Source organism: Rhizobium sp. PL01, assembly GCF_033447125.1.
Classification (GTDB): domain Bacteria; phylum Pseudomonadota; class Alphaproteobacteria; order Rhizobiales; family Rhizobiaceae; genus Pararhizobium.
On sequence record NZ_JAWQUM010000004.1, the window covers coordinates 479622 to 503989 of the forward strand.

Below are 24368 nucleotides of genomic sequence, written 5' to 3' on the forward strand. Positions count from 1 at the left end.
CATTCATTCGAAATCATTGAAACGAGCGTTTGGCCGCAAGCCGAAGTGCTTCAGCATGGGGAATTGGCATGGCCGATACCGCAGAAAACGTCTATCGCGATTACGTAACCGATGGTGTGCCAGCCTCTGGCAAAAACGATCCAAATAAGGCAGCCATTCGCCGGCTCCTTAAGCATTATGAAGCGCTTATCACTGCCTTCACCACAAACGGCGGGCTCATCTACACGAGCAAGGCGCAGATGGACGCCGATCTTCTCCATGGCGCCAAGTCTTCGGCTTGGGTGATTGGCGACGCAACGGTAGCCAATAACGGCATTTACCAGAAGCAGGGTTTTAGCGGAACGGGAAGTTGGACGCGTGTTGCAGACCTTCCGTACAGCTTTATTATCGCGTCGGACGTTGGCGCCGGCACCCCGAATGCGATCCAGGCGACGACTTCGATTCCGGTGTCTGCGTCGGCGCTAGTGTGGATGAACGTGTTTGAGGCGAATACCTCGGTTTCCGTTACGGTTCAATTTAATGGCACCGGGCCCGTTTATAACGTCAAAACCAACAGCGGCAACAACCCTGCGATTGGCGGTTTCGTCGCGGGCATGGTCGTTCTCGGCATGGTTTCTGGCTCGACGTTTCGCCTTTTGAGTGACCAAACCTCCGCCGCGCTGTTGGCTCAGGTGGAAGCCGTTGTTGCAGGAATCAATGTTGGTGCTTTTGCCACGGCTTTGCAGGGAGCTAAGGCCGATGCAAACGCCATTACATTGTCTGGATTCGGTCGGACTACACAATACGGCACTATTCAAACGGTCACATTGACTGATTTGATGGTGAAAGCGAACCACTCGGCTGACCCGACCAAGTTTCCAAACTTTGGTCCTGCCGTCTTTGAGGCGCAGTGCGACGGCATACCTGGCGACGGGACAAACGCAAACGGCGTATCAGGCTCCGTTCATCAAAATAACGCGCCTGGTGACTGGTCATTTCCTATTGGTGTCGTTGGATATGGGCGTCTTGATAGTGCCGGGAACCAAGTCTTCGGCTTTTTTGGCAGAGCTGACCTCTACACCGCTGGCGTTGCGACACATGAGCTCAACACTTTCAACTACAGTCTTGGTCCACCAGGGACATTCCCTCCCAATCGTTCATTTGGCACCTCTGCATCGTTAGGCATAACGCTGACTCTTGCCGCAGGCGGAACCTACCAAAGTCTGATCGCATGCCAGGTTGGGCCGGAGGGATCTGAACCAAATAGCTATGTCTGCGGATTTTACACCAATGCTGACGGCGTAACCGGCTATGGTTACATTGTTGACGCTACGGCCACCTTGGGTCCAACGTTTTCAGGGGTTCTGAACAACACTGGGCAAGGGGCTAATGTTCACTTGCAATTCCAGACAAAGGGTACTGCGCAAGCAGCTAATTTTGTAACTCAGCATCTAAACGCTGGCGGCACACGCACTTGGGGGATCACCCAAGATGGGGCCTATTTCATCGGCTCCACAAAGGTTCTCGACAACGATGCATGGACATCATTCACGCCAACCGTCGCTGCGACCACCGGAACAATTACAACTGTGGGAGCGGTGAGTGGGAAATATAAGCGTGTAGGGCGGACGGTATTTGTAGATGTTGATGTGACTATCACCACGAACGGTACCGGAGCGGGGCAGATAACAATTGGGGGCATGCCCGTGGCCTCGGCAAGGCTTGTCACCGCCTTCTTTGGTCGGGAGGCAGGCTTGTCGAACAAAGCGCTGCACGGAAGCATTTCTGCGGCTGGATCGACAATGACGGTGTTCGATTATGCGGGCGCATATCCTGCAGCTAGCGGCGCAAGGCTTCTCTTGGCCGGGCGATACGAGGTGTAGGATGAAACACAGGTTTTTCTATAACAAGCGCCACATTTTTTTGTCGCGGGATGGCGTCAGTGGTGCTAAACGCGCCGGAACGTTCACGGGCGATCTTATGGGTGGGTCTCTGATTTTCGGTGTTTCGGATAAGGGGCAGGATGTAGTGATTGGCGAGTTGCATACCGATCACCAATCGGTTGATCTGCCGGAAAACGGCGTCGTGTATGCTGAGTTGTCCGGCACTTATGCGGAGCCGGACAACGATATTCAAGTAGACGTGTTTGTCGAGGTAAAAGACGTCTACTTATAGGCGTGAATGACCAGTCGACCATTCTTGACACGACGGTACATCGATTTCCCCTCGATCTGTTCGCGAGTGTTCACATCCCAGAAATTGACGAATTCCCACGCCCTAAACCCAACCCGATGAAGCATGACTTCAATCGCCTGCAGATTCGGGCCGTAAAAATTAGAGGAATCGTTATTCAGCTCACGAATGTCGTATAGTGCGGCTTTCGCGCCGTCTTCATCGAGGCAGTCCGCGAATGTTTCGAGGACCATCACTTCCTTGGTGACGCCTGCAACGGCTTCCAGATAGCCGATCATATCTTTGGTGTGGTAGAGGACGCCAAGGAAGAGGCTGATGTCGAATTTCTCCTGAGTTGCAGACGGCAAATCTTCTACGAAAGACGAAAGACGTTCCACTTTTGAACCTACAGCTTTATGAATAGCGTTGAAGTTCGGAAGAGCTGTGGACTCTGGCCAGTCCCAAACAAAGCGGTCGCAAGCAACAACTCTTTCTGCGCCGCGAGCTTCGCAATGAAAGCTCATGTAACCTTCGTAAGCGCCGATATCTATTACACTTTTGCCGCTAAGATCAGAAGGAAGGCAGAGGTGGTGCAGTTTTTTCGCCGAAGGGTCGCGGCCCGGAGTGACTATGCCATTCGTGAAGCTGAACTGATGAAACCAGTCTTTTGTGACATTGATGTGTTCTACGAGAGACTGAGCCTCGTCCTCTTTGCACGTGAGTTTGGCGGCATAGGAATTTTGCATATTTCTTCATCTCCGGGATTGGGTCGATAACCCTCTATTTCACTGCTCCGATCTTTGCAACCTCCATAACTCTAGCGACATTAGGGACCACCTAAAATTCAAAACCCCTCGCGGCGCGGCTGACCGAACAACGGTAGAGTTTGATCCCTAGCCCTTCCATCTTTTGGTTCCAGATATCCGCCACTTTCGGCGCAACCTGAAGATGAGTTCTTAGGAAGTCAATCGGATGTCTTCACCAGAGAGTGTGCAGTTGTCGCGGACGCAGCCTTAAGTTAAGTGTGGCCACGCTACGAAGCAACAATCTGGATTTAAATATGCCACTTACCGCTCAATACGATCTGGACCGACGAAACCCTCTCGCCAATTTCTGCCGCTCTGGAATCGTGGTTGAAATCAACTCCCCGGCGAAAGCGAGGCCGGTCGTTGCAAGGGCGATTGAAGTTCGAGCAACGAATTTGAGCGAGCCGGTTCCAAGGGATGACGGGACGGTGGCATCACTCGTTGTGCATGTCCACATGGACGAGGCCTTGCACATAGCTGCGGCAATCCCAGAATGGAAAAGAGTTCTTGCTCCAGGTGGGTTTCTAGTCTGCAGTATTAGTCAAAATTATTTTGGTGCAATTATCTGTGACGGTAAGGGCGGCGGCTTTACTCCAACTTTCACAGCCCCCGACCTTCTCGGCGTCTTCGAAAGTGCGCTGCCAACAGCATCTTTTAAGCTCCGCCATGTTTCTGATGATGACGATTGGGCTCTGACCGATCAGGCGGTGGAAGCCAATGTAATCGGAGAGTACCGAGTTCGGATCGTCTATCAGATGGTGTAGTACACCGGTCCGTTTTAGCCGAGACTTCCTACGGTGGCTGTTTTTAAACGGCCCCGGTCATTCCTAATATCAAAGGACATCACCATGCTTGCCATCACTGCCGCGCAGGTGCGCACGGCTGCGCTTTCGCATGTCAATGACAGCAATATGAATTCCGTTATGGTCGCGCTCGACCGCTACGGCGACGATCTCGGCATGAACAAGCCGCACATTTTGGCGCAGTTCTTTGCCCAGATCATGCATGAAAGCGGTGACTTCCGGTTCGACCGGGAAATCTGGGGTCCGACGCCGGCGCAGGAGAGGTATGATACCCGCCTCGATCTCGGCAACACGCCGGCCAAGGATGGGGACGGTTTCCTCTATCGCGGCCGTACGGGCATGCAACTGACCGGGAAGGATAACTACCGTCAGTTCCGCGACTGGTGCCGGGCTCGCGGTTATAACCCGCCAGATTTCGTTGCTTATCCCGATAAGGTCAATACCAACCCTTGGGAAGGACTCGTTCCTCTCTGGTATTGGCTCACGCGGGATCTCAACAAATGGGCCAATCAGGGCGACATCGAAACTGTCACCCGCAAGATCAACGGCGGGAAGAACGGCTTCGCGGACCGTGTAACGCGCTACGGTCGTTTGGCCCTCGTCCTGCTCGGTTACAAGCCCACCGGCGTGCTGCAGTTTCAGTCGGATCATCTTGAGGCTGTTGGCGGGCCGGACGGGGTTGATAACGATGTGGGGCCGAAGACGCGCGCTGCACTCCACCAGGCGCTCATTGCTCTTGTTCCAGGTGAAGCGTCTCGGCCTGACGTGAAGGCGGCGCCGGTCATCGAGACCGTTGTTGAGGAAAAGGCAGTCGTGCCGGTTGCCGTCGATACGCAGGTGAAAAACAAGACAAACCAGTCCGGATGGCTGATCGGCATCCTCGGTTCAGTTGGTACGGCCCTGACAGGTTTGTTCGGGCAGGACTGGCAGACCGTCGTTGCTGTCGGCGGCGTGGCGATCGTCGCCATGATCATCCTGCTTCTGCTGCGGCGCCAGATCATCGGGGCTGTCAAGGATATCCGCGTTGCGGTGGAAAGCTGATGTTGGGGCTTTGGTGGACACGTTACGCAATTGGCGCCGCTGCCGGCGCGATTGCGGTCGCGTTTGTGTTCGCAGCACTTAACTTCCTCATATGGTTGCCTGCAGCCCGCGAGGAGGGCGGTGACCGGAAGGTTGCCGAGCAGGCTGTTCAATCTCAAAGAGAAGAACTGGAAAGGAAAGGCGATGATGCAAAGCTTCAGCGTTTGTCTGACTATGATCTGTGTGTCGGTTATCTTGGCAGGGTGCCAGAATGCGACAGTCTCAGGCTGCAGCCCGTTTCTGAAGAAAAATTTGTCACCAGCCGGCACGGTGGCGCTGCTCACGGCCGATCGACCAGGCGCAGAGCGCGTCATTGGCAATGATCGAGCCGGTGCGCGAAAAGGATGCTGGGAGTGATCGCCGACAGCTACGCCGGACCCGGTATATGGATTCGCGTCAAACACCGTTTCGGGCCGCGCATGATGGAATGGTTCATGGCACTGCATACGATCGGATGGGGGTATGTTCTTCTTCTCCCGGAAGAGCTGTTCATCCAGCCGGCATGGGCAGGGTTTCGTGGTCTCTTTATCAACGAGATCGCCATGGGGTGGATTATGACCGGGCTCGGCGTCTTGCGCCTCCTTGGACTGATCATCAACGGCGCCCGTAAAGACGTGACCCCACTGATCCGCCAAGTATCGGCAGGGGTAGGGTGCTTGATCTGGGCGGGCATAACATACTGCTACGCCTCCTCCGGCGTCGTGAGTACATGGCTCGCCATCTATCCGCTCTTTGCGGTTGGCGAGCTCGTCAACATTCATCGTGCAGCGCATGATCAGGGAGAGACGCGGAATGGAAAAGCTGGCTGAACTTCCTCCGGCCGCCCTGGTCACGTTTGGCGCTGTCCTCGCCCTGATCTTTGGTGTTCGATATCTCGGGTTGTTTCAGGGGCAGACCATTTCGCGTGAGAAGGATAGCGGTAGCGCGCAGGTTGCGGCTGTAATTGTCGATCCGACTGCACTGAGGCTCGCGACGGCAGCGATCGAGGCTCAGACGATGGAGAACATCAATGGACGGAAGTCTTTCGAGAGAGGCATGGAAGCATTGTGCCGCGCCGTCGAACGACTTTGCGAAGAGGTGGATGACCTGAAAAAAGAGATGATCCGGAGAGGTCGATGATCGTCATTCCAATTTGGTGACGGATGAGAATCAGATACAGTCTTTGCTGCGGACCTGAGTATCTGTCGAGCCTCCTTGCCCTAACCAGCAAGGGGGGCTTTTTTAATAGTTTGGCCGCCATCACGATTGCGTGCCTTTAGGGATGCGCGGTTCCATGACCCGCACACTTAGCTCCCAGTATTCCTCGACCTTCTGTGTGGCAAGCCGAGCACTGTCAGCGTAGCCCGCGTTTGGCGATGGAGGGGTGCCCTTGTGCGTCCGGGGCCAAGATCCAGCCCAGTGCCATTTTCCCTTAGTCGGGCCGTGCATCTCTTTTCTGATGCGGCCGATATACGCTGCCTCATCCATCCCGCACCAGTCGGTATCCCGTGGTGGGTCATTCTCGTCCAGCTGGGTGCGGTTCCATTGGTATTTGGGCTGGTAGTCGGTCATCTGCCAAAGGTATCGGCTGGACACATTTTCGAAAAGCATAATGATTGCTGACGATCTTGTTGTGTCCAGAAAGCTGCCGAGTTGCTGGAAAGGTTCACTTTCCGCAGTCCGGCACGGGGCACCAGTTTCACCGAGGCTCTGCTGGCATTGTGGCTTCAGGTGTCTGCCCTGGGTAAAGTTGATCGAACATTCCTCGGGGAATGTATTGATCGATGGCGCCTGGCACCAAGCAAAGATCGTTCACCTCGTCGCCGTCCACCTCCATAGATATTTTCAATGGGAGTACATGCAATGCGGCTCTTGCTTCTTTGGAGGAGGTGCCACCCCAAAAAGTCTCGCCGCTATCCATGACATAGACGTCAGGTCCCCCGGTAACTTCCCATTCGACCTTTCCTCCACCAATGTCCTTTCCCGACATAGCGCCATATTCAGTTTTGAAGCCGATCATACCATTGAACAGGAAAGGTCCGGGAGGGCAGTCGGCCAAAGAGCAGAGCTCTCCGGCCACGTTCATTTGGATTGTTGGGGTCATAGCCAAATTTTCTCCTGCAGGTGTCAAGCCGGTCTTCTTCAAAGGTCGGCGTCATAGTGATAGGCGTTAAATCGGTCGGCGACCATTCTTCCGGCGTTCTGCCTCGGGTGCACGTATGTGCCAAGGAAAACCTCGATGCTTCGCCAGTCGCCCGCCTGCATCGTTGATTTGATATCTATCCCATTGTCCATGGCGTTGGTCGCGAACGAATGACGGCCGCAGGCATGGCTCGATTTGTAACTGATCTCCGCCCTGGTGCAGACGGCCTTGATCCTCTCATTGACGGAATGACGGCAAGTGTAGCGGAAGACGTGATCGTCGGCTGCTGCATCGCCCCTCAGCCTGCGCAGCCGCGTGACCAGTTCGTCCGTGAGATATCGTCGGGAATTGATGCTGGTTTTTGTCTTGAGGAGCAAGGCCGTTCGGCTTTCGAGATCAACCTGCCCCCATAACAGCCTGACCGCCTCACTCACCCTCGCGCCGGTCTGCGACATAAAGAGCACGATCGCCGCGACGTGATGCAGCCGGTCGCGTTCGCATTGGCGGATAAATGCGTGAAGCCAGACCGGCGCGGCCGGGCTCTTGCGCTTCGGCGGATCTTGCCGAAACCGCCGCAGCCGGATGTAGCTGCACCATCCCCTCTCGTAGCCATGGATCATGACCGCCCTTGCCGGCGTCAAGGCTTGGCGATTGCGTGTCGAGTTGATCGCATGCGGATAAAGTGATTCGGCCATTTGATAGATGTCGAACGGATGGATAGAGGCTAGCGCGCGATCTTGGAAATGGTCGATGATCCTCGGAAGATACCGGTTGTCGCCGCCATTTTCGACGTAGCTGGTGGCCGCCTCGGAAAAGGATCTGTAGGACTGATGCAGCATAGTGCCCTCTCTGACAAACCTGAGCGCCGCACAGTTTCCGCACAGCTTGAAAGAACAGTGGCGGAACATAGCGCGTCCGCAAGGTGTACGGCTTCCCCGCAATACATGGCTTTGCGCGCCTACCCGGCGTTCGGGACGACGGGCTCTAAGGCTTAATCGGTCCTGAAAAGGTGCGGGGAGCGCTTGAAATTCAATAAAGAAATCAATGGGTCAAAAGTGGGTGGTGCGGGTACACTAAGTATTTGATTTCGCCCGAATATGCTAGATCGGCACGGGGCACCACTTCGATTTCCAGTCAGAATTTCAAGTATCCGAATCGTCTCCGTTGAACATCGCTGATGATTTGCGCGTGGCACGCAACTTGCTTAATCGAAACACAACTATCCGGCGTGCTTATCGTGGATAACGTCGTTGATATGCGCCAAATCAGAACAGATCGAAAAGACGGTTAACTGCCCCGGGGCATCGCGATTGCAAAATTTCCCGGCGATGCCCAGTCTGGAGCACATCAATCCCCCATCGGCACACCTTGCCTGTAACCACGGAGTCGAGCATGTCCCAGTCTGCTACGTCCTGCGCCATTTTCGATGATGTTGATGCGTTGTCCGGCGCGCTGTTTTCGTGGTGCGCGGAGCGGGGTGTTCGCCTGCGCAGCCAGGAGGGTGTGAGTGCTGCCGGTGCCGTCATCGACCTGTTCTTTGCCGGATACACAACGCAGGACGAATTGCTGGACGCTTTGAATGATCGCAATAGCCGCGAGGTCGTCTTTGTGTCCTGAGGCGGCGACAGCACGCAGCGGTTTCAGGACCGGCGCGGGCTTTAGTTGAATTTCATGATCCGGAAGTGTTAGGTGCGCTGCAGCGAAATTTCTTGCGGCGGGCACATGCTTCCGATCAGCGACACCTATGACAATCTCCGGCGGGACTTCCGTTGGCTGATTCCGGAAAAGTTCAATATCGGCATAGCCGTCAGCGACGACTGGGCGGCGCGCGAGCCCGACCGGGTGTGTCTGCAGCATTTCAGCCCGGATGGTGGGCACCTGTCGCTGACCTATGGGGCTTTTTCGGCGCAATCCTCCGCAATTGCCCAAGGACTCCTCCAACAGGGTGTCAGGCGAGGAGACCGCGTGGCGATCCTTCTGCCGCAGAGTTTCGAGACGGCCATTGCCCATGCTGCGATCTACAAGCTTGGTGCCATCGCCCTGCCGTTGGCATTGTTGTTTGGTGTCGAGGCGCTTGAGTACCGGCTGCGGGATGCCGGAGCCGCCGCCATTATCACCAACCGTTTCGGTCATGAGAAAATTGCAGCCATCCGCCACCAGCTGCCGGAGCTGAAAACCGTTGTCCTGGTGGATGGCGACGGGCCGGATACGATGGCTTTTGCAGCCCTTGCACAAACGCCCGCTCCGAATTTTACTGCTGCCGATACGAGGCCCGATGATCCGGCGATGATGATCTACACGTCGGGGACGACAGGGCCGCCGAAGGGAGCGCTGCACGGGCACCGCGTTCTGCTCGGCCATATCCCCGGCTTCCAGTTCCACCACGCCTTCCTGCCGCAGCCGGGCGACCGGATGTGGACGCCCGCCGACTGGGCCTGGGCTGGCGGGCTGCTGAATGCGCTTTTGCCGTCACTGCTGCTCGGCGTTCCCGTGGTGTCCTCGCCTGGCCAGAAATTCGATCCGCATATGGCTTTCCGGATCCTTGAGGAGATGGACGTGCGCAACGCTTTCATCCCGCCAACCGCGTTGCGATTGATGAAATCGGTCGACAATCCGCGCTCGCTCTACAAGCTCAACCTGCGCACCATCGGCTCGGCCGGAGAATCGCTCGGCCGCGAAACCTGGGAGCAGGCAAGTGCGGCTTTCGGGGTTCCGGTCAACGAATTTTACGGCCAGACCGAGTGCAACATCGTCTTGTCGTCGGCTGCCAATCTTGGCGTGCTGAAACCTGGCTCGATGGGCAAGGCGGCGCCCGGTCATGACGTCGCAATCATTGATGGCGAGGGCAGGGCGCTTCCGGTCGGCACTGTCGGCCAGGTCGCCGTGCGCCGGCCCGATCCGGTGATGTTTCTCGGTTACTGGAACAATGACGCAGCGACAGCGGCAAAGTTCATCGGCGACTGGATGACAACGGGTGACCAAGGCGTTCAGGATGAGGAGGGCTATGTCACCTTCTTCGGCCGCGATGACGATGTCATCACCTCGTCCGGCTACCGGATCGGCCCCGGCGAGATCGAGGACTGTCTGGCGGGCCATCCGGCCGTGCAGCTTGCGGCGGCCATCGGCAAGCCAGACCCGGTGCGAACCGAGATCGTCAAGGCCTATGTGGTCCTGAGACCGGGCAATGCGGCAAGTCCTGAACTTGCTGCGGATATTCGCGATTGGGTCAAGACACGGTTGTCGATGCACGAATATCCGCGCGAGATCGAGTTTCTCGACAGCCTGCCGCTCACCACCTCGGGCAAGGTCATCCGCCGCATCCTGCGCGACAGGGCCGTCGCAGAAGGCTGATCCGCTTTGGCGGGACGCAACCCGTGCCTATCGCAGGACGCGCGGTGCCAGCGAGCGAATCTTTTCGCGCAGCAGCCGCGCCATGTTGCGGGTGTTGCGATAGAGGTGGAGCTGGGCTGCCACCTGCCGTACGTCGCGGTCGCGGTTCTGCCTGAGGCCGATCACCAGTGTCCCCATTTCCTCGCGTTCCTCCCAGAAGCGGCTCATGACCGGATGATCGGGAACAGCGCAGCTGTCGGAGCGCATGATGTTGGCGTCGTCGAGATGCCATTCCGTCAATTCGGCCACCAGCAATTTTCCCGGCGAATATTTGGCATATTGCTCGTCATAAGCCGTTTTCCAGGTATACGCCTCGCCCGCCATCATGAAGACGATCATCGATGCAATCGCCGTGCCGTCAAGGTCGAGCGTATGGATGCGCACGCTGTCGGCTTCGGCAAGGTTAGTGATCGCCTCGCGCGCGAAGGCGGCGCGGTAGCGGTCGAGCACCATGGCCGAGGAGGCCCGGCCTTTCCAGCCGCTCGCTTCCAGCGCCAGAAATTCCTCCATGCGAACGCGGATGTCGGCCGGCTGGCGGGCGACGTTGTAGGAAACACGTCCCACCCGCTCCAGCAGTTTCCATTGCCGGCGCAGTTCGCGCAGATGCCCGGCGCTGATAGCGTGGCGCAGGTAGGTCTCGCCGTCCTGCAGGCTCTCCAGCATTGGCCGGTTAAAGGTATCGGTGACCGTCAGCGGCAGGTTGCGGCCTATGGCGACGGCGCGGGCGAGCTGTGCGAACTTGCCCTTGAGACGAATATCCGGAAGCACCAGAACGCCGGGCAGGTTTGCGGCCGGGCTCGTCAGCGCCTCATAGAAATTGTCGATCGTTTCTGCCGCATCTTCTGCGTCGAGCAGGGGCACGCCGAGCGGTCCGAACGGGTTGGACCAGGCACGGATGATCGGAGCGCCGATCGAAAACCCCGGCTTTTCGATCGAAAACGGCATCAGGAAACGGATGCGGCTGCGGCGGGCGTCGGTATCGCGGATCAGCGCCAGGCGGATGATGCGGTCTTCGAGACGCGGCATGGCCGGTGCGAGGAAACGGCCGGTGAAGAAGACGTTCGGCTCCATCGCCCGGTTGGAGAGAAAATCCAGTTCCGTCTGCAGTTCATAGCCCTGGCGTGCCGGATAGAAGCAAAGCTGGCGGCCGGGGCGGCCGATGGCGATGCTGTTGTCGGCAACGGGCTGATCGGGCACCGGCTGAGCGAGGCCGCCGAGGATGCGTGCCGACCGGCTGTTGGCGTCGTCTGGAAAGTGCGGATTGCCGGTCATGAGCGAGGTGCCTCTGCTTTGATGGTTCGGGCATGCGGGTCGGCGAAGGCGAAGAGAACAATGCCGAAGGTACGACGGACAGCGACGTGAAGGAGGATTGCCTCGAGGAACATGGCGCCGGCGGTGGCGATCGCTGCGCCGGTCAGCCCGAACATCGGGATCAACGTGACATTCAGTGCCAGATTGCAGACGAGTGCCACCGCATAGAGCGCGACACAGAGTTTCTGCTGGCCGGCCATGGTGAGAAAGGCCTCGGCCGGGCCGATCAAGGCCTTTGCCATGATCCCGGCAAACAGGATCACCATCAGCGGATAGCCGGACACGAAGGCCGGGCCGAACAGCGACAGAAGGAACGAGCCGGCGGCAAGCACCATCAGGCCGACGATGAGCGAGGGCCAGAAAGCCCATTTGGCGCTCTCCACCGCGATGATGGCGAGTTGCTGGCGGTCCGGATTGGCCATGGCGGCGGAAAAGCGGGGGGATGCCGCCGCCTTGACCGAGAACATCACGAAATGCACCAGCGCCATCGTCTTGGCCGCGGCGAAATAGATCGCGACGCTGGCCGGATCGAGATAGAGCCCAACGATGACAACGTCGGAATTGGTCAGCATGAACCCGAAGCCTTCGATCAGGAAGATCGGGAGTGCGACGCGCAACCAGGTGCCGAATTCGATGCGGCTCGGTCCTTTGGCATAGCGCCGGCGTAGCCTCCACGTCAGGATGAAGAACTGGCTGACGCTGGTCAGGTAGGTAGCAGCCATCGCGGCAATCATCGCAGTGCGGGCCGTATGCGGCTCACCGACTGCGACCGCCAGCATCATCAGCAGCAGGATCAACAGCGGCCGGACGATGTAGGTCGGGCTCATCGCTGAAACGGCCCAGCTATGGGCGCGCGAGGTTCCTTCCATGACGTCGCCGAGTGCGATCATCGGCAGCGAGAACGCGCCGAGATAGAGCGGCAGGAGATAATAGCTTTCAATGTGGTCGCCGAACAGCCAGAGACCGGCGATCCCGGTTGCAGCAAGCCCGGTTGCCGAAAGCATGGCGAAAACGCGCACGGTCGCCGTCAGCCCGCGGATTTCCGCGAGCGCCTCTCTGGCCCGATATTGCGGTAAAAAGCGAATGATCGTGGTATGAAAGCCGAGACATGACAGGTTGCCGAACAGGACCACCAGCACCCAGACGAAGACGAAGATACCGTATTCGAACTCGCCCATGACGCGGGCAAGGATGATCTGCGACACGAAGGCGATGGCGGCGCTGACCACGCGGATGGCAAAGGCAACGAGCGCCATGCGCTGCGCCATATGCTTGGGATCGCTGCTGGTGAGCAAGGGGATAAGCTTGGCGAGCAGCAGCGACAGCCGGTCCCTTACTGCGGGCGGCAAAATTCGACCAGCGGTTTGACAGGCTGCCATGAACACTGAAGTACCCAAAACTACGCAAAACAGGCCGTCAGTCTTGACAGAACAGCGTTAACAAAGGGTGCAGCCGGGATACATCGGTCTCCAGTTTCGCCAAGCATTATGCGGCTAACATTGGATATTCATCTGCAATTTTTGGTTGTATTCGGTGACAGAAGCAGCGCGCGCAAAACCAGCTTGTGATACCGGGAAGACGGGCTCCCCGGCTGAGGCAACGGCCTTGCTGTCGAATCTGGAGGTGTTCTATGTGGCAAAAGCCATTTAGCATCACGCTTATGATGCGGAAAACCCGGACAGGCTGGTCAATAGCTGTCCGGATCAATTTCGCTAAGTAAGTCCAAGGCAGACGGGACGGCAATCCCGTCTGCCACTCTAGAAATAAGCGATATCGCCTACAAAATCAAGTTTTCGACGCTTACGCTTCAAAAGTACCGTGGCAGTGCTTGTACTTCTTGCCCGAGCCGCAAGGGCAGGCCTCGTTGCGGGAAACCTTGCCCCAGCTCGACGGATCCTGCGGATTGCGGTTTTCCGGGTCGACGAAGTTCAGGTTGACGCTGTCGGCGAAGTCATCGACGCCGGTGTCGGGATCGATGTGATGGCCGACCATTTCCGGCGGTACCGGCTGCGGCGCTTCTGCTGCCTCACGAACGAGTTCGACGCGCATCAGTTGTGCCGTCACGGCTTGGCGCAGGTTCGCCAGCAGCGCCTGGAACAGCTCGAACGCTTCCGACTTGTATTCCTGCAGCGGGTCGCGCTGGGCGTAGCCGCGGAAGCCGATGACGGAGCGCAGGTGATCGAGGTTGACGATATGTTCGCGCCAGAGATGGTCGAGCGTCTGCAGAACCACCGAGCGCTCGACGTAGAGCATGATATCCGGGCCGAAGCGTTCGGCGCGGTCTGCTGCAGCCTTCTCGGTCTCTGCAGTGATGCGTTCGCGAATATCGTTTTCGTCGATGCCTTCCTCTGCTGCCCATTCGACGATCGGCAGATCAAGGTTGAGCGAGTTCTGCACGTCGGTCTTGAGCCCAACGGCATCCCACTGTTCGGCATAGGCCTTTTCCGGAATGCGCTTGGCGACGATGTCCTCGATGACTTCGTGGCGCATGTCGGCGACCGTCTCGGAAATGTCGGTCGCATCCATCATTTCGATGCGCTGTTCGAAGATCACCTTGCGCTGATCGTTGAGAACGTCGTCGTATTTCAGAAGGTTTTTACGGGTGTCGAAGTTGCGGGCTTCGACCTTCTTCTGGGCGCGTTCCAGGGCCTTGTTGATCCAGGGATGGACGATCGCTTCGCCCTCCTTGAGGCCAAGCTTCTGCAACATCGAATCCATCCGGTCGGAACCGAAGATGCGCATCAGGTCGTCCTGCAGTGACAGGAAGAATTTCGAGCGGCCAGGGTCGCCCTGACGGCCGGAGCGGCCACGCAGCTGGTTGTCGATACGGCGGCTTTCGTGACGTTCAGTCGCCAGAACGTAAAGACCGCCAGCGGCGAGAGCGACGTCCTTCAGACGCTGCACCTCGACCTTGATCGCGGCTTCCTTTTCGTCGCGTTCGGGGCCGTGTTCCATCTCGCCGAGTTCGCGCTCGACGCGCATTTCAAGGTTGCCGCCGAGCTGGATGTCGGTGCCGCGGCCGGCCATGTTGGTGGCGATGGTCACTGCACCCGGAACGCCCGCCTGCGAAACGATATAGGCTTCCTGCTCGTGATAACGGGCGTTCAGAACCTGGAAATTGGTGAAGCCGGCCTTCTTCAGCATTTCTGCCAGAAGCTCGGATTTTTCGATCGAGGTGGTGCCGACCAGAACCGGCTGGTTGCGATCCTGCGATTCCTTGATCTCGGCGATGATCGCCTTGTATTTTTCTTCCACCGACCGATAGACTTCATCGTCTTCGTCGATACGCTTGATCGGCAGATTGGTCGGCACTTCGACGACTTCAAGGCCATAGATGTTGCCGAATTCTTCGGCTTCCGTCGAAGCTGTACCGGTCATGCCGCCGAGCTTGCTGTACATACGGAAATAGTTCTGGAACGTGACCGAGGCCAGCGTCTGGTTTTCCGGCTGGATGGTGACCTTTTCCTTGGCTTCAAGCGCCTGATGCTGGCCTTCCGAATAACGGCGGCCCGGCATCATGCGGCCGGTGAATTCGTCGATGATGACGATCTCGTCGTTGCGGACGATATAGTCCTTGTCCTTCTGGAAAAGCTTGTGCGCTTTCAAGGCGTTGTTGACGTGGTGGACGATCGCGACGTTCTCGACGTCGTAAAGCGTTTCGCCCTTCAGAAGATTGGCTTCGCGCAGCAGGTTTTCCAGCTTCTCGGTGCCATCCTCGGAGAAGTTGGCGGAGCGCTGCTTCTCGTCGATCTCGTAGTCTTCCGGCGACAGCATCGGGATGAACTTGTCGATCGTATTGTAGAGATCGGAGCGGTCGTCGAGCGGACCGGAGATGATCAGCGGCGTGCGGGCTTCATCGACGAGGATCGAGTCGACTTCATCGACGATGGCGAAGAAGTGGCCGCGCTGGACCATCTGGTTGCGCTCGTACTTCATGTTGTCGCGCAGATAGTCGAAGCCGAGTTCATTGTTGGTCGCATAGGTGACGTCGCAGGCATAGGCGGCGCGGCGCTGATCATCGGTCAGGCCGTGGACGATAACGCCCGTCGTCAACCCGAGGAACGCGTAGATCTTGTTCATCGTCGCGGAGTCGCGCGTCGCCAGGTAGTCGTTGACGGTGACGACATGCACGCCCTTGCTGGCAATAGCGTTCAGGTAGACCGGCAGCGTCGCCACCAGCGTCTTGCCTTCACCGGTCTTCATTTCAGCGATCGATTTTTCGTGCAGGATGATGCCGCCGATCAGCTGGACGTCAAAAGGTCGCAGGCCAAGTGCGCGGCGTGCGGCTTCGCGGGCAACGGCGAACGCAGGCACCAGCAGATCATCAAGCGTCTTGCCGTCGGCGAACTGCTGGCGGAACTCGACGGTCTTGGCGGCCAGTGCCTCGTCAGAAAGCGCTTTGGTTTCAGCTTCCAGGGCGTTGACGGCGTCGACCTTGGCTTTGTAGCCACGCACACGGCGGTCGTTCGATGAACCGAAGATTTTGCGGGCGATGCCGCCGAGACTGACCATAAGAATGGTCCTTTCTTCTATGTCGCCAACGCGGGCAATTTCCGCGAAATACTATGAAACGCCCGGAACTGTTCTGGACGCGAGGTTGCGTGACAGATAAGAGGGGGGTCGAATTATGTCAACGGGAGTTAAGGTTCGCGAATACCAAGGATTAGTAACAGGACGCCTTATTTCCATGGGTTCTTGTCATCGAAGCTTGGTAGGAGGCTACAGAACGGCCACAATCTGATGATGTGGAGCGTTTGAGGCCGGCCGTGACCGCGGTTCCGGATACCAGCGTGGAAGGTATGAGGATGTTGAAATACAAAATGCTTGCGGCAGTTGCCCTGATCGCTGTCATGGCCGCACAAGGCCCGGCAGCAGCGCAGGACGCTGCGGATCCCGTGATTGCCAAGGTTGGCGGTTCCGAGATTCACCAGTCGGAACTCGATTATGCGCTCACCGGTCTTGACCCGCAGCTCGCACAGCTGCCGGAAGACCAGAAGCGCGCAGCTGCGCTTTCCGGCCTGATCGACGTCAAGCTTCTGGCCAAGGATGCCGACAAGGAAGGCCTGCAGAACGACGCAGATTTCAAGAAGCGTCTCGCCTATCTGACCGACCGGGAATTGCACAACGCCTTCTTCAAGAAGCACGTTGTCGATGCCGTCAAGACGGAAGAGGTAAAGGCGCGTTACGACGTGGAAGTTGCCAAGATTCCTGCGCAGGAAGAAGCCAAGGCCCGTCATATTCTGGTGAAGACCGAGGAAGAAGCCAAGGCCGTCATCAAGGATCTGGACGCCGGCAAGGACTTCGCGACCATCGCCAAGGAAAAGTCGACCGACCCGAACAAGGCTGATGGCGGTGATCTCGGCTATTTCACCAAGGACCGCATGGTTCCTGAATTCTCGGAAGCTGCCTTCAAGCTTGAAAAGGGCAAGTACACGGAAGTGCCGGTCAAGACGCAGTTCGGTTTCCATGTCATCCTGCTCGAAGACAAGCGCATGCAGCCACCGCCGCCGTTTGAGCAGGTCGAGCCGCAGGTCAAGCAGCTCGTCATGCGCGACAAGTATATCGAGCTTCTGGCTGCCGCCAAGAAGGAAGCCGGCGTTGATATCACCGACCCGGCCCTGAAGAAGGCGTACGACGAGGCCAACAAGGCGGAAGCCGCAACCGCCAACTGATGAGATCGGCCGTGACCGCCCGTCTTTGGCCGGTCACGCCTTTCTGATATCAATTGAACGACACAGGTCCCGGAGGCGTCAGGCCCTTCGGGATTTCGTTTGTGGGCCCGCCAGGCCGGGCCATCACCGTTAAACAGGGTTGATCATGTCCGGTTCCGTTTCCCCGCTTGCCCCGAAATCCTTCGCCGACATGCCGCCGGTACGCGGCGTCCGCATGGCGACAGCCGCTGCAGGCATCAAGTACAAGAACCGTACCGATGTGCTGTTGATGGTTTTCGATGAGCCGGCGGCCGTTGCCGGTGTTTTCACAAAATCAAAATGCCCTTCGGCTCCCGTCGATTTCTGCCGTCAGAACCTGTCTGGCGGCATCGCTCGTGCCGTGGTGGTCAATTCCGGCAATGCCAATGCCTTCACCGGCAAGAAGGGCAAGGCTGCGACCGAGCTTACGGCGCAGTCGGCTTCTGAAGCGGTCGGATGTTCGACCGGTGAAGTGTTTCTTGCGTCCACCGGCGTCATCGGCGAACCCTTGGATGCGACGAAATTTGCGGGCGTTCTCAGCGACATGACCGTGCAGGCGACCGGCGATTTCTGGTTCGAGGCCGCCAAGGCGATCATGACCACCGATACCTATCCGAAGGTTGCCACCCGCAGCGCCGAAATTGGCGGAGTCGCGGTTACTATCAACGGCATCGCCAAGGGCGCTGGCATGATCGCACCCGACATGGCGACGATGCTGTCCTTTGTCGTTACCGACGCGAATATTGCGCCCGAAGCGCTGCAGGTTTTACTGTCTGAAGGCACAGGCCCAACCTTCAATTCCGTCACCGTCGATAGCGATACCTCGACCTCCGACACACTGATGCTGTTTGCCACAGGTGCGGCCGGCAAGGACGGACAGGCGAAGATTGTCAGCCCGGCCGATCCGGCGCTGGATGGCTTCCGTGCGGCGCTGAACGACCTCCTGCGTGATCTGGCACTGCAGGTGGTTCGCGATGGTGAAGGTGCTCGTAAAATGGTTGCCGTCACCGTTGAAGGTGCCGAAAGTGATCAGGCTGCCAAGCGCATTGGCCTGTCGATCGCCAATTCGCCGCTGGTGAAAACGGCCGTTGCCGGCGAGGATGCCAATTGGGGCCGCGTGGTCATGGCTGTCGGCAAGTCCGGCGAACTGGCCGACCGCGACCGGTTGGCGATCTGGTTCGGCGATGTGCGCGTCGCCGTTGATGGCGAACGCGATCCGACCTATTCGGAGGCCGCAGCAACAGCCGTGATGAAAGAAGAAGACATAACCATCCGCGTCGAGATCGGTCTCGGCTCCGGCAAGGCGACTGTCTATACCTGCGATCTGACGAAGGAATATGTCGAGATTAACGGCGACTACCGGAGCTGATGACAGTGCAGGATGCGATTTCGAAAACCGATCTGCCGAATGTGCGCCGCCTGGAAGCCGTCGGTTTTCGCGCCTGGCCCGCAGCTTCGGTGCAGTATGACGGCAGCTGGCTGATCCGCCTGACGGCGGGACATGACTCCAAACGGTTGAATTCGGTCAATCCGCTCGACCCGTCCGACGGTCGCGATATCGAAATCCGGCTTCAGAAGGCTGCCAAGCGTTTTTCCGACTATGGCCGTCCGCTGACCGTCCGCCAGACACCGCTAACCCCACCGCTGCTGATTTCTTACATGAATGAGCATCGCTGGCCGGTCTTTTCCGAAACCATTGTCATGATGGCGGATATTCCCCCGAACGATACGACGGAATCGATCGAGCATTTGCCGTTGCGCGATGTTGGCCGTTTCGTCGATGCCCGGCTGCAGATCTGTGGTGAAAGCAGCCAGGACAAGGCGGGTCTCACCGAAGTCATCAACGCGATCAAGCCGGAATGCGGACTGTTTCTTTTCGAGGCGCAGGACGAGGGACCGATCGCGGTATCGCTTGCTGTGCATGACAACGATCTTGCCGGAATTCTGCAGGTTGCCGTTGCTGAGAGCGTGCGGCGGCAGGGCGTGGGCAGCGCCATCGTCAACGCCTCGTTGCGTTGGGCCCGTCTGCGAGGTGCTCGTACTGCCTGGCTTTCTGTCGAGAGTGACAATGAGGCCGCCATCAAGCTCTATCGCAAGTTCGGCTTCAGGGATGTCTACCGGTATGCTTACCGGCGCGAAGGAGTTTGACGATGGAAGTAACCGGCCGAAAAATTCTCCTGGTTGCGGCCTGCGCGCTGGTCGATAGCGATGGCCGGATCCTGCTTGCTCAGCGGCCTGAGGGCAAATCCCTGGCGGGGCTCTGGGAGTTTCCCGGAGGCAAGGTCGAGCCCGGTGAGACGCCGGAGGAAACGCTGATCCGCGAACTGGACGAGGAACTGGGGGTTCGCACCAAGGTTGCTTGCCTGGCGCCGCTGACATTTGCCAGCCACACCTACGACGATTTCCACCTGCTGATGCCGCTTTACGTCTGCCGGCGCTACGAGGGCGTTGCTTATGGCCGGGAAGGCCAGGCGGTGAAATGGGTTCGCCCGAAGGCCCTGCGCGACTATCCGATGCCGCCCGCCGACGAGCCACTTATCCCCTACTTAATGGATTTGCTCTGATCTAATCTCGCAAATTTCTATTTTATTAATCGAACATTTATCACCCTCCCGCAAAATCAGCTTCGAGTAAGTACCGGTGTCTAATGGTTTGGGGATGTTTCCCGTAACCGATGCCGGTTTTTATAGGCGTCGACATGGTGAAGCGGTGAGGTAGCCGTCTTCAGGAAAACGCACGTATTCGAAGAGGCAGACGATGGTCGACGACGATTTTTGGAGAACGGTTCAGGACAAGGATCTGGTGACAACCCAGAGCCGCCGCACCGGTGCGCTCAATCTGTCGCTGCTGTTCGGTACAGCCGTCATCGCGCTGACCCTCATCCTGACGCCGATGTTGACGTCGAAGACGGACAACAAGGTGTTGGCTGACGCGCCGATAGACTACGACAATATCAGGACCGGCTCTATCCCGAGCAACCCGCCCACCAAGCGTTACACGGTGCGCCGCAGCGTGCTGCAGGAAATGCCGGGTGCCGTCTGCATTATCGATGGTAATGGAAGCAAAAGCGGCTGCTGACGTCCTTGAAGCCGGGAATATCCGGCGTTTCTGTCCGTTACCAGCCAGGTCGGGATCGACCGATAACGACGGCGCGCATTTTCCTGCTTTTCGGGTGATCTCACCTGTCGGGCATGCACAGGACAGGCTGGGGGAGCCCATGACGACATTGATCCGATTGTTGAACGACAAATCCGCGGCCACGGCAATCGAATATGGACTGCTGGCCAGCTTGATTTCGATCGGGATGATTGCCGGGCTAGGGGCGTTCTCGGATTCCCTGCTGGCGGTCTTTCAGACGATCACCAACACCTTCCTTGCCAAGCCTATCTAGGTCAGCAGACATTCCTATTGTTCACCTTTCAGTGGCAGTTCGCGCGTGCTCAGCGCATCTGATAGCCGTTGCTTTGCCGAACCAGGTTTCAGTGGTTTCTGCTGGCTTTCGTGCGGCGCCCATCCGGAAATATAGATGATTGAGAACGTTGCCCGGATGCGGCCATCCGGATCGGCAAAACGTTCGGCATAGATTTCAGCGGCGCGCACGAAGAACTTCCAGGTCAACGGCTTGCGGCTGCGGGCTGCGAGCGGATTGGTCATTCCCATCGACCGCAGGTCTTTCAGTAATGAGAACAGCGACGCGTAACGCACCGTATAGCTTTCGGTATCGGCGACCGGCAGGCTGAAACCAGCGCGTTGCAACAGCGCACCGATATCGCGGACATCGGCGAAGGGGATGACGCGCGGGCTGGCGCCGCCGGTCATTTCGCTTTCGGCCGCAAGAAGGACCTCGCGCAACTCCTGCAAGGTGCCGGACCCGGGAATGGCGGCGAGGAACAACCCGTCGGGCTTGAGCGCACGGCGCACCTGGATGAATACGCCGGGCGTGTCGTTGGTCAGGTGCAGCGACAGCGGCGAGACGACCAGGTTTACAGATTCCGGTGCGAGCGGTACCGCCTCGAGCGATGCGGCGGTGATTTTTTCATCCGTTGCGGCAAAGGCCGCATCAGTCTCGACCCTTTCGATTTCCGTCACCTTGCCGGTATTGGCGATGTAGCGGGCCGTCAGGCCGGTATAGCCATGCAGTTCCACGGCCTTGTCGAAATGGCGTTCAACCACGCTCAGGCGCTCGGACAGCTCCTGTGCTGCAATCTCCAGCAGGAATTGCGCCTTCGGATCGCCGTCGCGAAAGGCGCGCTTGCGGCGGGCTTCGACGAGCCTCTGGTCGAAAACGATATCCATGGCCTTGCTTCCCCGATCGTCCAAAAATCTGATCGCAATGAAACCCGGCTCGCCGTAAAGTCAACCTCATGGGGGACGAAGGGGCGGAAAATCCTGGGTGGCGGCTTGCAAGCGGTCTGCGTGGAGGCCTGCGCGGTCTGTGGGCGGCGGCAGTCGATGCGGTCTATCCGCCGGTCTGCAGCGGCTGTGGCCGCATGGTGGGGCAACATCGCGGCGTCTGTCCCGCCTGCTGGGCGACGCTGCGGCTGATTGAGCGGCCGTATTGCGAGGTACTCGGGTTGCCGTTTTCGCATGATCTCGGGGCTGGCATCCTGTCGGCCGATGCAATTGCCAATCCGCCTGCGTTCGAGCGGCTGCGCTCTGTTGCCATCCATGACGGCATTGCCAAGTCGCTTGTCCATGGCCTGAAATACCGCGACCGCACCGATCTGGCTGTGATGATGGCGGAATGGATGATCCGGGCCAGCGACGGCAATGTCCTGGCTTGTGATGCGATCGTCCCCGTTCCGCTGCATGCGTTCCGGCTCTGGAGCCGCAAATTCAACCAGTCCGCCGAGCTTGCCCGGGCGATTGCCCGTATCTCGGAAAAGCCCTTTCTGGCGACCGCGTTGATCCGCAACCGGCGCACCGCCCAGCAGGTGGGGCTGGGGGCAAGCCAGCGTCATGACAACGTCCGCGGTGCCTTTTCTGTGACGGAGGCCGGGAAGGCGGCGCTGTTCGGCAAGCGGATCGTTCTGGTCGATGACGTCTATACGACGGGCGCGACTGTATCGGCAGCCAGCCGGGCGCTGAAGAAGGCGGGTGCCGCCGATGTGACCGTTTTGACCTTTGCAAGAGCCGTGTCCGGTCTTATATGACACGGTATGTAATGCTGGCGCAGGGCCGGCGAAGGAGCAGATCAACTCATGGCTTCGGTCGTTATTTATACCCGTCAGTTCTGCGGTTATTGTTCCGCAGCGAAGAAACTTCTGGAAACCAAGGGCGTGACGTTCGAGGAGCATGACGCGACCTATGCTCCGGATGTTCGCCAGAAGATGATCGAGCGGTCGAACGGTGGTACGACCTTCCCGCAGATCTTCATCAACAATGCCCATATCGGTGGCTGCGACGACCTGCACGCGCTGGAACGCGCCGGCAAGTTGGACGCGATGCTCGCCGCGTAAGGAGACGCTTCCATGACGTTCAAGGCGGCAGCGATCCAGATGTGTTCCGGTGTTGATCCGGCCCGGAATGCCGACACCATGGTGCGGCTGGTCCGTGAGGCCGCCGCGCAGGGTGCTGTTTACGTGCAGACGCCGGAAATGACCGGTGCGCTGCAGCGGGACCGTGCCGCGATGAAGGCGGCGTTGCGCGACGAGAGCAGTGATCTCATCGTTGCTGCGGCGTCCAAACTCGCCGGCGAACTCGGCATCCACCTTCATGTCGGATCGACCGCGATCGGCCTTGCCGATGGCAAGATGGCCAATCGCGGTTTTCTCTTCGGCCCCGATGGCAAAAAGATCACCCATTACGACAAGATCCACATGTTCGACGTCGATCTCGACAATGGCGAAAGCTGGCGCGAAAGCTCAGCCTACACACCGGGCGGCACCGCGCGGCTGGTGAGCCTGCCGTTCGGCAAGCTCGGCTGTGCCATCTGTTACGACGTTCGGTTTCCCGAGCTTTTCCGGGCGCAGGCGGCTGCAGGGGCGCAGATCATGTCGGTGCCGGCAGCCTTTACCCGCCAGACCGGCGAGGCGCATTGGGAAATCCTGTTGCGCGCCCGGGCAATCGAAAACGGCATGTTCGTGATCGCTGCTGCACAGGCCGGCGTTCATGAGGATGGCCGCGAGACGTTTGGCCATTCGATGATCGTCGATCCCTGGGGACGGGTTCTGGCTTCGGCTGGCGGTACTGGTGAGGGTATCGTTCTTGCCGATATCGATGTGAGCGCTGTCGCGGCTGCGCGCTCGAAAATTCCAAACCTGAAGAACGGCCGGGCCTTCCAACTTGAGGAGGTGCCATCGAGCACCTCCGGGGACGTGGCCGCTTGATCAAATACACGCTTGCCTGTGACAATGGCCATTCGTTTGAGGGATGGTTTTCCTCAAGTACCGACTTTGACCGTCAGGCGGAGCTTGGGCTGGTGTCCTGTCCCGTCTGCGGTTCGGCTAAAGTCGGCAAGGAGCTGATGGCGCCCTCGGTTTCGACAGCCCGCAAGAAGGACGAGACCAAGGTGCTGATGATGGATCAGGCCCGCAAGGAAGCGGTCGCCAAGATCCGCGAACTGGTCACCTCGATTCGCGAAAATGCCGAGGATGTCGGGACAAAGTTTCCCGAGGAAGCCAGAAAAATCCATTATGGCGAGGCGGAGCAACGCGGATTGATCGGCCAAGCGACGGTGGACGAGGCCAAGGCCCTGCTGGAGGAAGGCATCGAGATTGCCGCTCTGCCCGTTCTGCCTGACGATGTGAACTGACATGACGACCGCGCAGTATCGTCTGGCCATCTATAATTTCGGCCTGCATGTCGGGTCAGAGGGTGATCCCCGTGTCGAAGGCTTCGTCTTGCGCGAGCCGGCCAAATTTCGAGGCCGCATCGCGGGCAAGCGGTTTTGTTTGGCGCTCCGGCTATCGTGGCGGGCCCGGGCCGCGCAGCTGGGGTCCGCAAGTGTTGAACGTCTAGCACGAGGGCGAACGGCGGGGATGATGCCGCCGGTTTTCCTTGGCAAACGCTGACA

26 protein-coding genes are annotated in these 24368 nt (G+C 58.4%); 19 read left to right on the plus strand and 7 right to left on the minus strand.

What is annotated here, in order from left to right:
* Positions 1 to 68 precede the first annotated feature (68 nt).
* A complete protein-coding gene (locus R6X40_RS12890; RefSeq protein WP_318414099.1) occupies positions 69 to 1862 on the plus strand; it encodes a hypothetical protein in 1794 nt (597 codons plus the stop codon).
* A 1-nt stretch (position 1863) separates the two neighbouring features.
* The gene (locus R6X40_RS12895) at positions 1864 to 2154 is read left to right on the plus strand and encodes a hypothetical protein (protein ID WP_318414101.1); all 291 of its coding nucleotides are present in this window, start codon (positions 1864 to 1866) and stop codon (positions 2152 to 2154) included.
* On the opposite strand, the gene R6X40_RS12900 is transcribed toward R6X40_RS12895, so the two are convergent.
* A complete protein-coding gene (locus R6X40_RS12900; RefSeq protein ID WP_318414103.1) occupies positions 2145 to 2897 on the minus strand; it encodes a class I SAM-dependent methyltransferase in 753 nt (250 codons plus the stop codon). The genes R6X40_RS12895 and R6X40_RS12900 overlap by 10 nt on opposite strands.
* Before the next feature lie 314 nt (positions 2898 to 3211).
* Between R6X40_RS12900 and R6X40_RS12905 the strand changes: the two genes are divergently transcribed.
* The 5 genes from R6X40_RS12905 (at position 3212) to R6X40_RS12925 (ending at position 5959) form a co-directional block, all read left to right on the plus strand.
* On the plus strand, positions 3212 to 3721 hold the full coding sequence (locus tag R6X40_RS12905; RefSeq protein WP_318414105.1) for a hypothetical protein: 510 nt from the start codon (positions 3212 to 3214) through the stop codon (positions 3719 to 3721).
* Positions 3722 to 3805: 84 nt separating this feature from the next.
* The gene (locus R6X40_RS12910; protein WP_318414107.1) at positions 3806 to 4801 is read left to right on the plus strand and encodes a glycoside hydrolase family 19 protein; all 996 of its coding nucleotides are present in this window, start codon (positions 3806 to 3808) and stop codon (positions 4799 to 4801) included.
* Positions 4801 to 5163, plus strand: coding sequence for a hypothetical protein (locus R6X40_RS12915; RefSeq protein WP_318414109.1), 363 nt, complete (start codon positions 4801 to 4803; stop codon positions 5161 to 5163). Before R6X40_RS12910 ends, R6X40_RS12915 begins: the two co-directional genes overlap by 1 nt.
* Before the next feature lie 30 nt (positions 5164 to 5193).
* A complete protein-coding gene (locus R6X40_RS12920; RefSeq protein ID WP_318414111.1) occupies positions 5194 to 5649 on the plus strand; it encodes a hypothetical protein in 456 nt (151 codons plus the stop codon).
* Entirely contained in the window at positions 5633 to 5959 is a 327-nt protein-coding gene (locus R6X40_RS12925; RefSeq protein ID WP_318414113.1) for a hypothetical protein, read from the plus strand. Before R6X40_RS12920 ends, R6X40_RS12925 begins: the two co-directional genes overlap by 17 nt.
* Positions 5960 to 6518: 559 nt before the next feature.
* Here the strand turns inward: R6X40_RS12925 and R6X40_RS12930 are convergent.
* Both R6X40_RS12930 and R6X40_RS12935 read right to left on the minus strand, forming a co-directional pair.
* On the minus strand, positions 6519 to 6923 hold the full coding sequence (locus tag R6X40_RS12930) for a hypothetical protein (protein WP_318414114.1): 405 nt from the start codon (positions 6921 to 6923) through the stop codon (positions 6519 to 6521).
* Between the two features lie 38 nt (positions 6924 to 6961).
* Positions 6962 to 7801 carry a tyrosine-type recombinase/integrase gene (locus R6X40_RS12935; protein ID WP_318414116.1) on the minus strand — a complete coding sequence of 280 codons (840 nt, stop codon included), beginning with the start codon at positions 7799 to 7801 and terminating at the stop codon, positions 6962 to 6964.
* Between the two features lie 553 nt (positions 7802 to 8354).
* On the opposite strand from R6X40_RS12935, the gene R6X40_RS12940 reads away from it, so the two are divergent.
* Both R6X40_RS12940 and R6X40_RS12945 read left to right on the plus strand, forming a co-directional pair.
* Positions 8355 to 8579: a hypothetical protein gene (locus tag R6X40_RS12940; RefSeq protein ID WP_318414118.1), complete on the plus strand. Its 225-nt coding sequence runs from the start codon at positions 8355 to 8357 to the stop codon at positions 8577 to 8579.
* 105 nt (positions 8580 to 8684) lie between these two features.
* Positions 8685 to 10313, plus strand: a complete 1629-nt coding sequence (locus R6X40_RS12945) for an AMP-binding protein (protein ID WP_318414120.1) — start codon at positions 8685 to 8687, stop codon at positions 10311 to 10313.
* A gap of 27 nt (positions 10314 to 10340) precedes the next feature.
* Here R6X40_RS12945 and R6X40_RS12950 read toward each other — a convergent pair whose 3' ends face one another.
* The 3 genes from R6X40_RS12950 to secA all read right to left on the minus strand — a co-directional run bounded on the left by R6X40_RS12950 (position 10341) and on the right by secA (position 16175).
* A complete protein-coding gene (locus R6X40_RS12950; RefSeq protein ID WP_318414121.1) occupies positions 10341 to 11624 on the minus strand; it encodes a GNAT family N-acetyltransferase in 1284 nt (427 codons plus the stop codon).
* Positions 11621 to 13042 (minus strand): lipopolysaccharide biosynthesis protein, encoded by a 1422-nt coding sequence (locus tag R6X40_RS12955; protein WP_318414123.1) that lies wholly within the window; start codon positions 13040 to 13042, stop codon positions 11621 to 11623. The genes R6X40_RS12950 and R6X40_RS12955 overlap by 4 nt, the downstream gene beginning before the upstream one ends.
* A 421-nt stretch (positions 13043 to 13463) precedes the next feature.
* The gene (secA, locus tag R6X40_RS12960) at positions 13464 to 16175 is read right to left on the minus strand and encodes a preprotein translocase subunit SecA (protein WP_318414124.1); all 2712 of its coding nucleotides are present in this window, start codon (positions 16173 to 16175) and stop codon (positions 13464 to 13466) included.
* Between the two features lie 293 nt (positions 16176 to 16468).
* On the opposite strand from secA, the gene R6X40_RS12965 reads away from it, so the two are divergent.
* The 6 genes from R6X40_RS12965 (at position 16469) to R6X40_RS12990 (ending at position 20744) form a co-directional block, all read left to right on the plus strand.
* Complete coding sequence (locus R6X40_RS12965; RefSeq protein WP_318414125.1) at positions 16469 to 17335, plus strand: peptidylprolyl isomerase; 867 nt, start codon at positions 16469 to 16471, stop codon at positions 17333 to 17335.
* 145 nt (positions 17336 to 17480) lie between these two features.
* The gene (gene argJ, locus R6X40_RS12970) at positions 17481 to 18722 is read left to right on the plus strand and encodes a bifunctional glutamate N-acetyltransferase/amino-acid acetyltransferase ArgJ (RefSeq protein ID WP_318414126.1); all 1242 of its coding nucleotides are present in this window, start codon (positions 17481 to 17483) and stop codon (positions 18720 to 18722) included.
* The gene (locus R6X40_RS12975) at positions 18722 to 19501 is read left to right on the plus strand and encodes a GNAT family N-acetyltransferase (RefSeq protein WP_318414128.1); all 780 of its coding nucleotides are present in this window, start codon (positions 18722 to 18724) and stop codon (positions 19499 to 19501) included. The genes argJ and R6X40_RS12975 overlap by 1 nt, the downstream gene beginning before the upstream one ends.
* A gap of 2 nt (positions 19502 to 19503) precedes the next feature.
* Positions 19504 to 19917, plus strand: a complete 414-nt coding sequence (gene mutT / locus R6X40_RS12980; RefSeq protein WP_318414129.1) for an 8-oxo-dGTP diphosphatase MutT — start codon at positions 19504 to 19506, stop codon at positions 19915 to 19917.
* Between the two features lie 193 nt (positions 19918 to 20110).
* Positions 20111 to 20431, plus strand: a complete 321-nt coding sequence (locus tag R6X40_RS12985; RefSeq protein ID WP_318414130.1) for a hypothetical protein — start codon at positions 20111 to 20113, stop codon at positions 20429 to 20431.
* Positions 20432 to 20570: 139 nt separating this feature from the next.
* Positions 20571 to 20744, plus strand: coding sequence for a Flp family type IVb pilin (locus R6X40_RS12990; protein WP_318414131.1), 174 nt, complete (start codon positions 20571 to 20573; stop codon positions 20742 to 20744).
* Positions 20745 to 20758: 14 nt separating this feature from the next.
* Here R6X40_RS12990 and R6X40_RS12995 read toward each other — a convergent pair whose 3' ends face one another.
* Entirely contained in the window at positions 20759 to 21649 is an 891-nt protein-coding gene (locus tag R6X40_RS12995; protein ID WP_318414133.1) for a methyltransferase domain-containing protein, read from the minus strand.
* A 68-nt stretch (positions 21650 to 21717) separates the two neighbouring features.
* Between R6X40_RS12995 and R6X40_RS13000 the strand changes: the two genes are divergently transcribed.
* The 4 genes from R6X40_RS13000 to R6X40_RS13015 are packed head-to-tail and all read left to right on the plus strand — an operon-like array spanning position 21718 to position 24107.
* Positions 21718 to 22506, plus strand: coding sequence for a ComF family protein (locus tag R6X40_RS13000; protein WP_318414135.1), 789 nt, complete (start codon positions 21718 to 21720; stop codon positions 22504 to 22506).
* A 48-nt stretch (positions 22507 to 22554) separates the two neighbouring features.
* Positions 22555 to 22812: a glutaredoxin 3 gene (gene grxC / locus R6X40_RS13005; protein ID WP_318414137.1), complete on the plus strand. Its 258-nt coding sequence runs from the start codon at positions 22555 to 22557 to the stop codon at positions 22810 to 22812.
* A gap of 12 nt (positions 22813 to 22824) precedes the next feature.
* Positions 22825 to 23682, plus strand: coding sequence for a carbon-nitrogen hydrolase family protein (locus tag R6X40_RS13010; protein ID WP_318414138.1), 858 nt, complete (start codon positions 22825 to 22827; stop codon positions 23680 to 23682).
* Positions 23679 to 24107, plus strand: a complete 429-nt coding sequence (locus R6X40_RS13015) for a DUF1178 family protein (protein ID WP_318414140.1) — start codon at positions 23679 to 23681, stop codon at positions 24105 to 24107. The genes R6X40_RS13010 and R6X40_RS13015 overlap by 4 nt, the downstream gene beginning before the upstream one ends.
* The last annotated feature ends 261 nt before the right edge of the window (positions 24108 to 24368 follow it).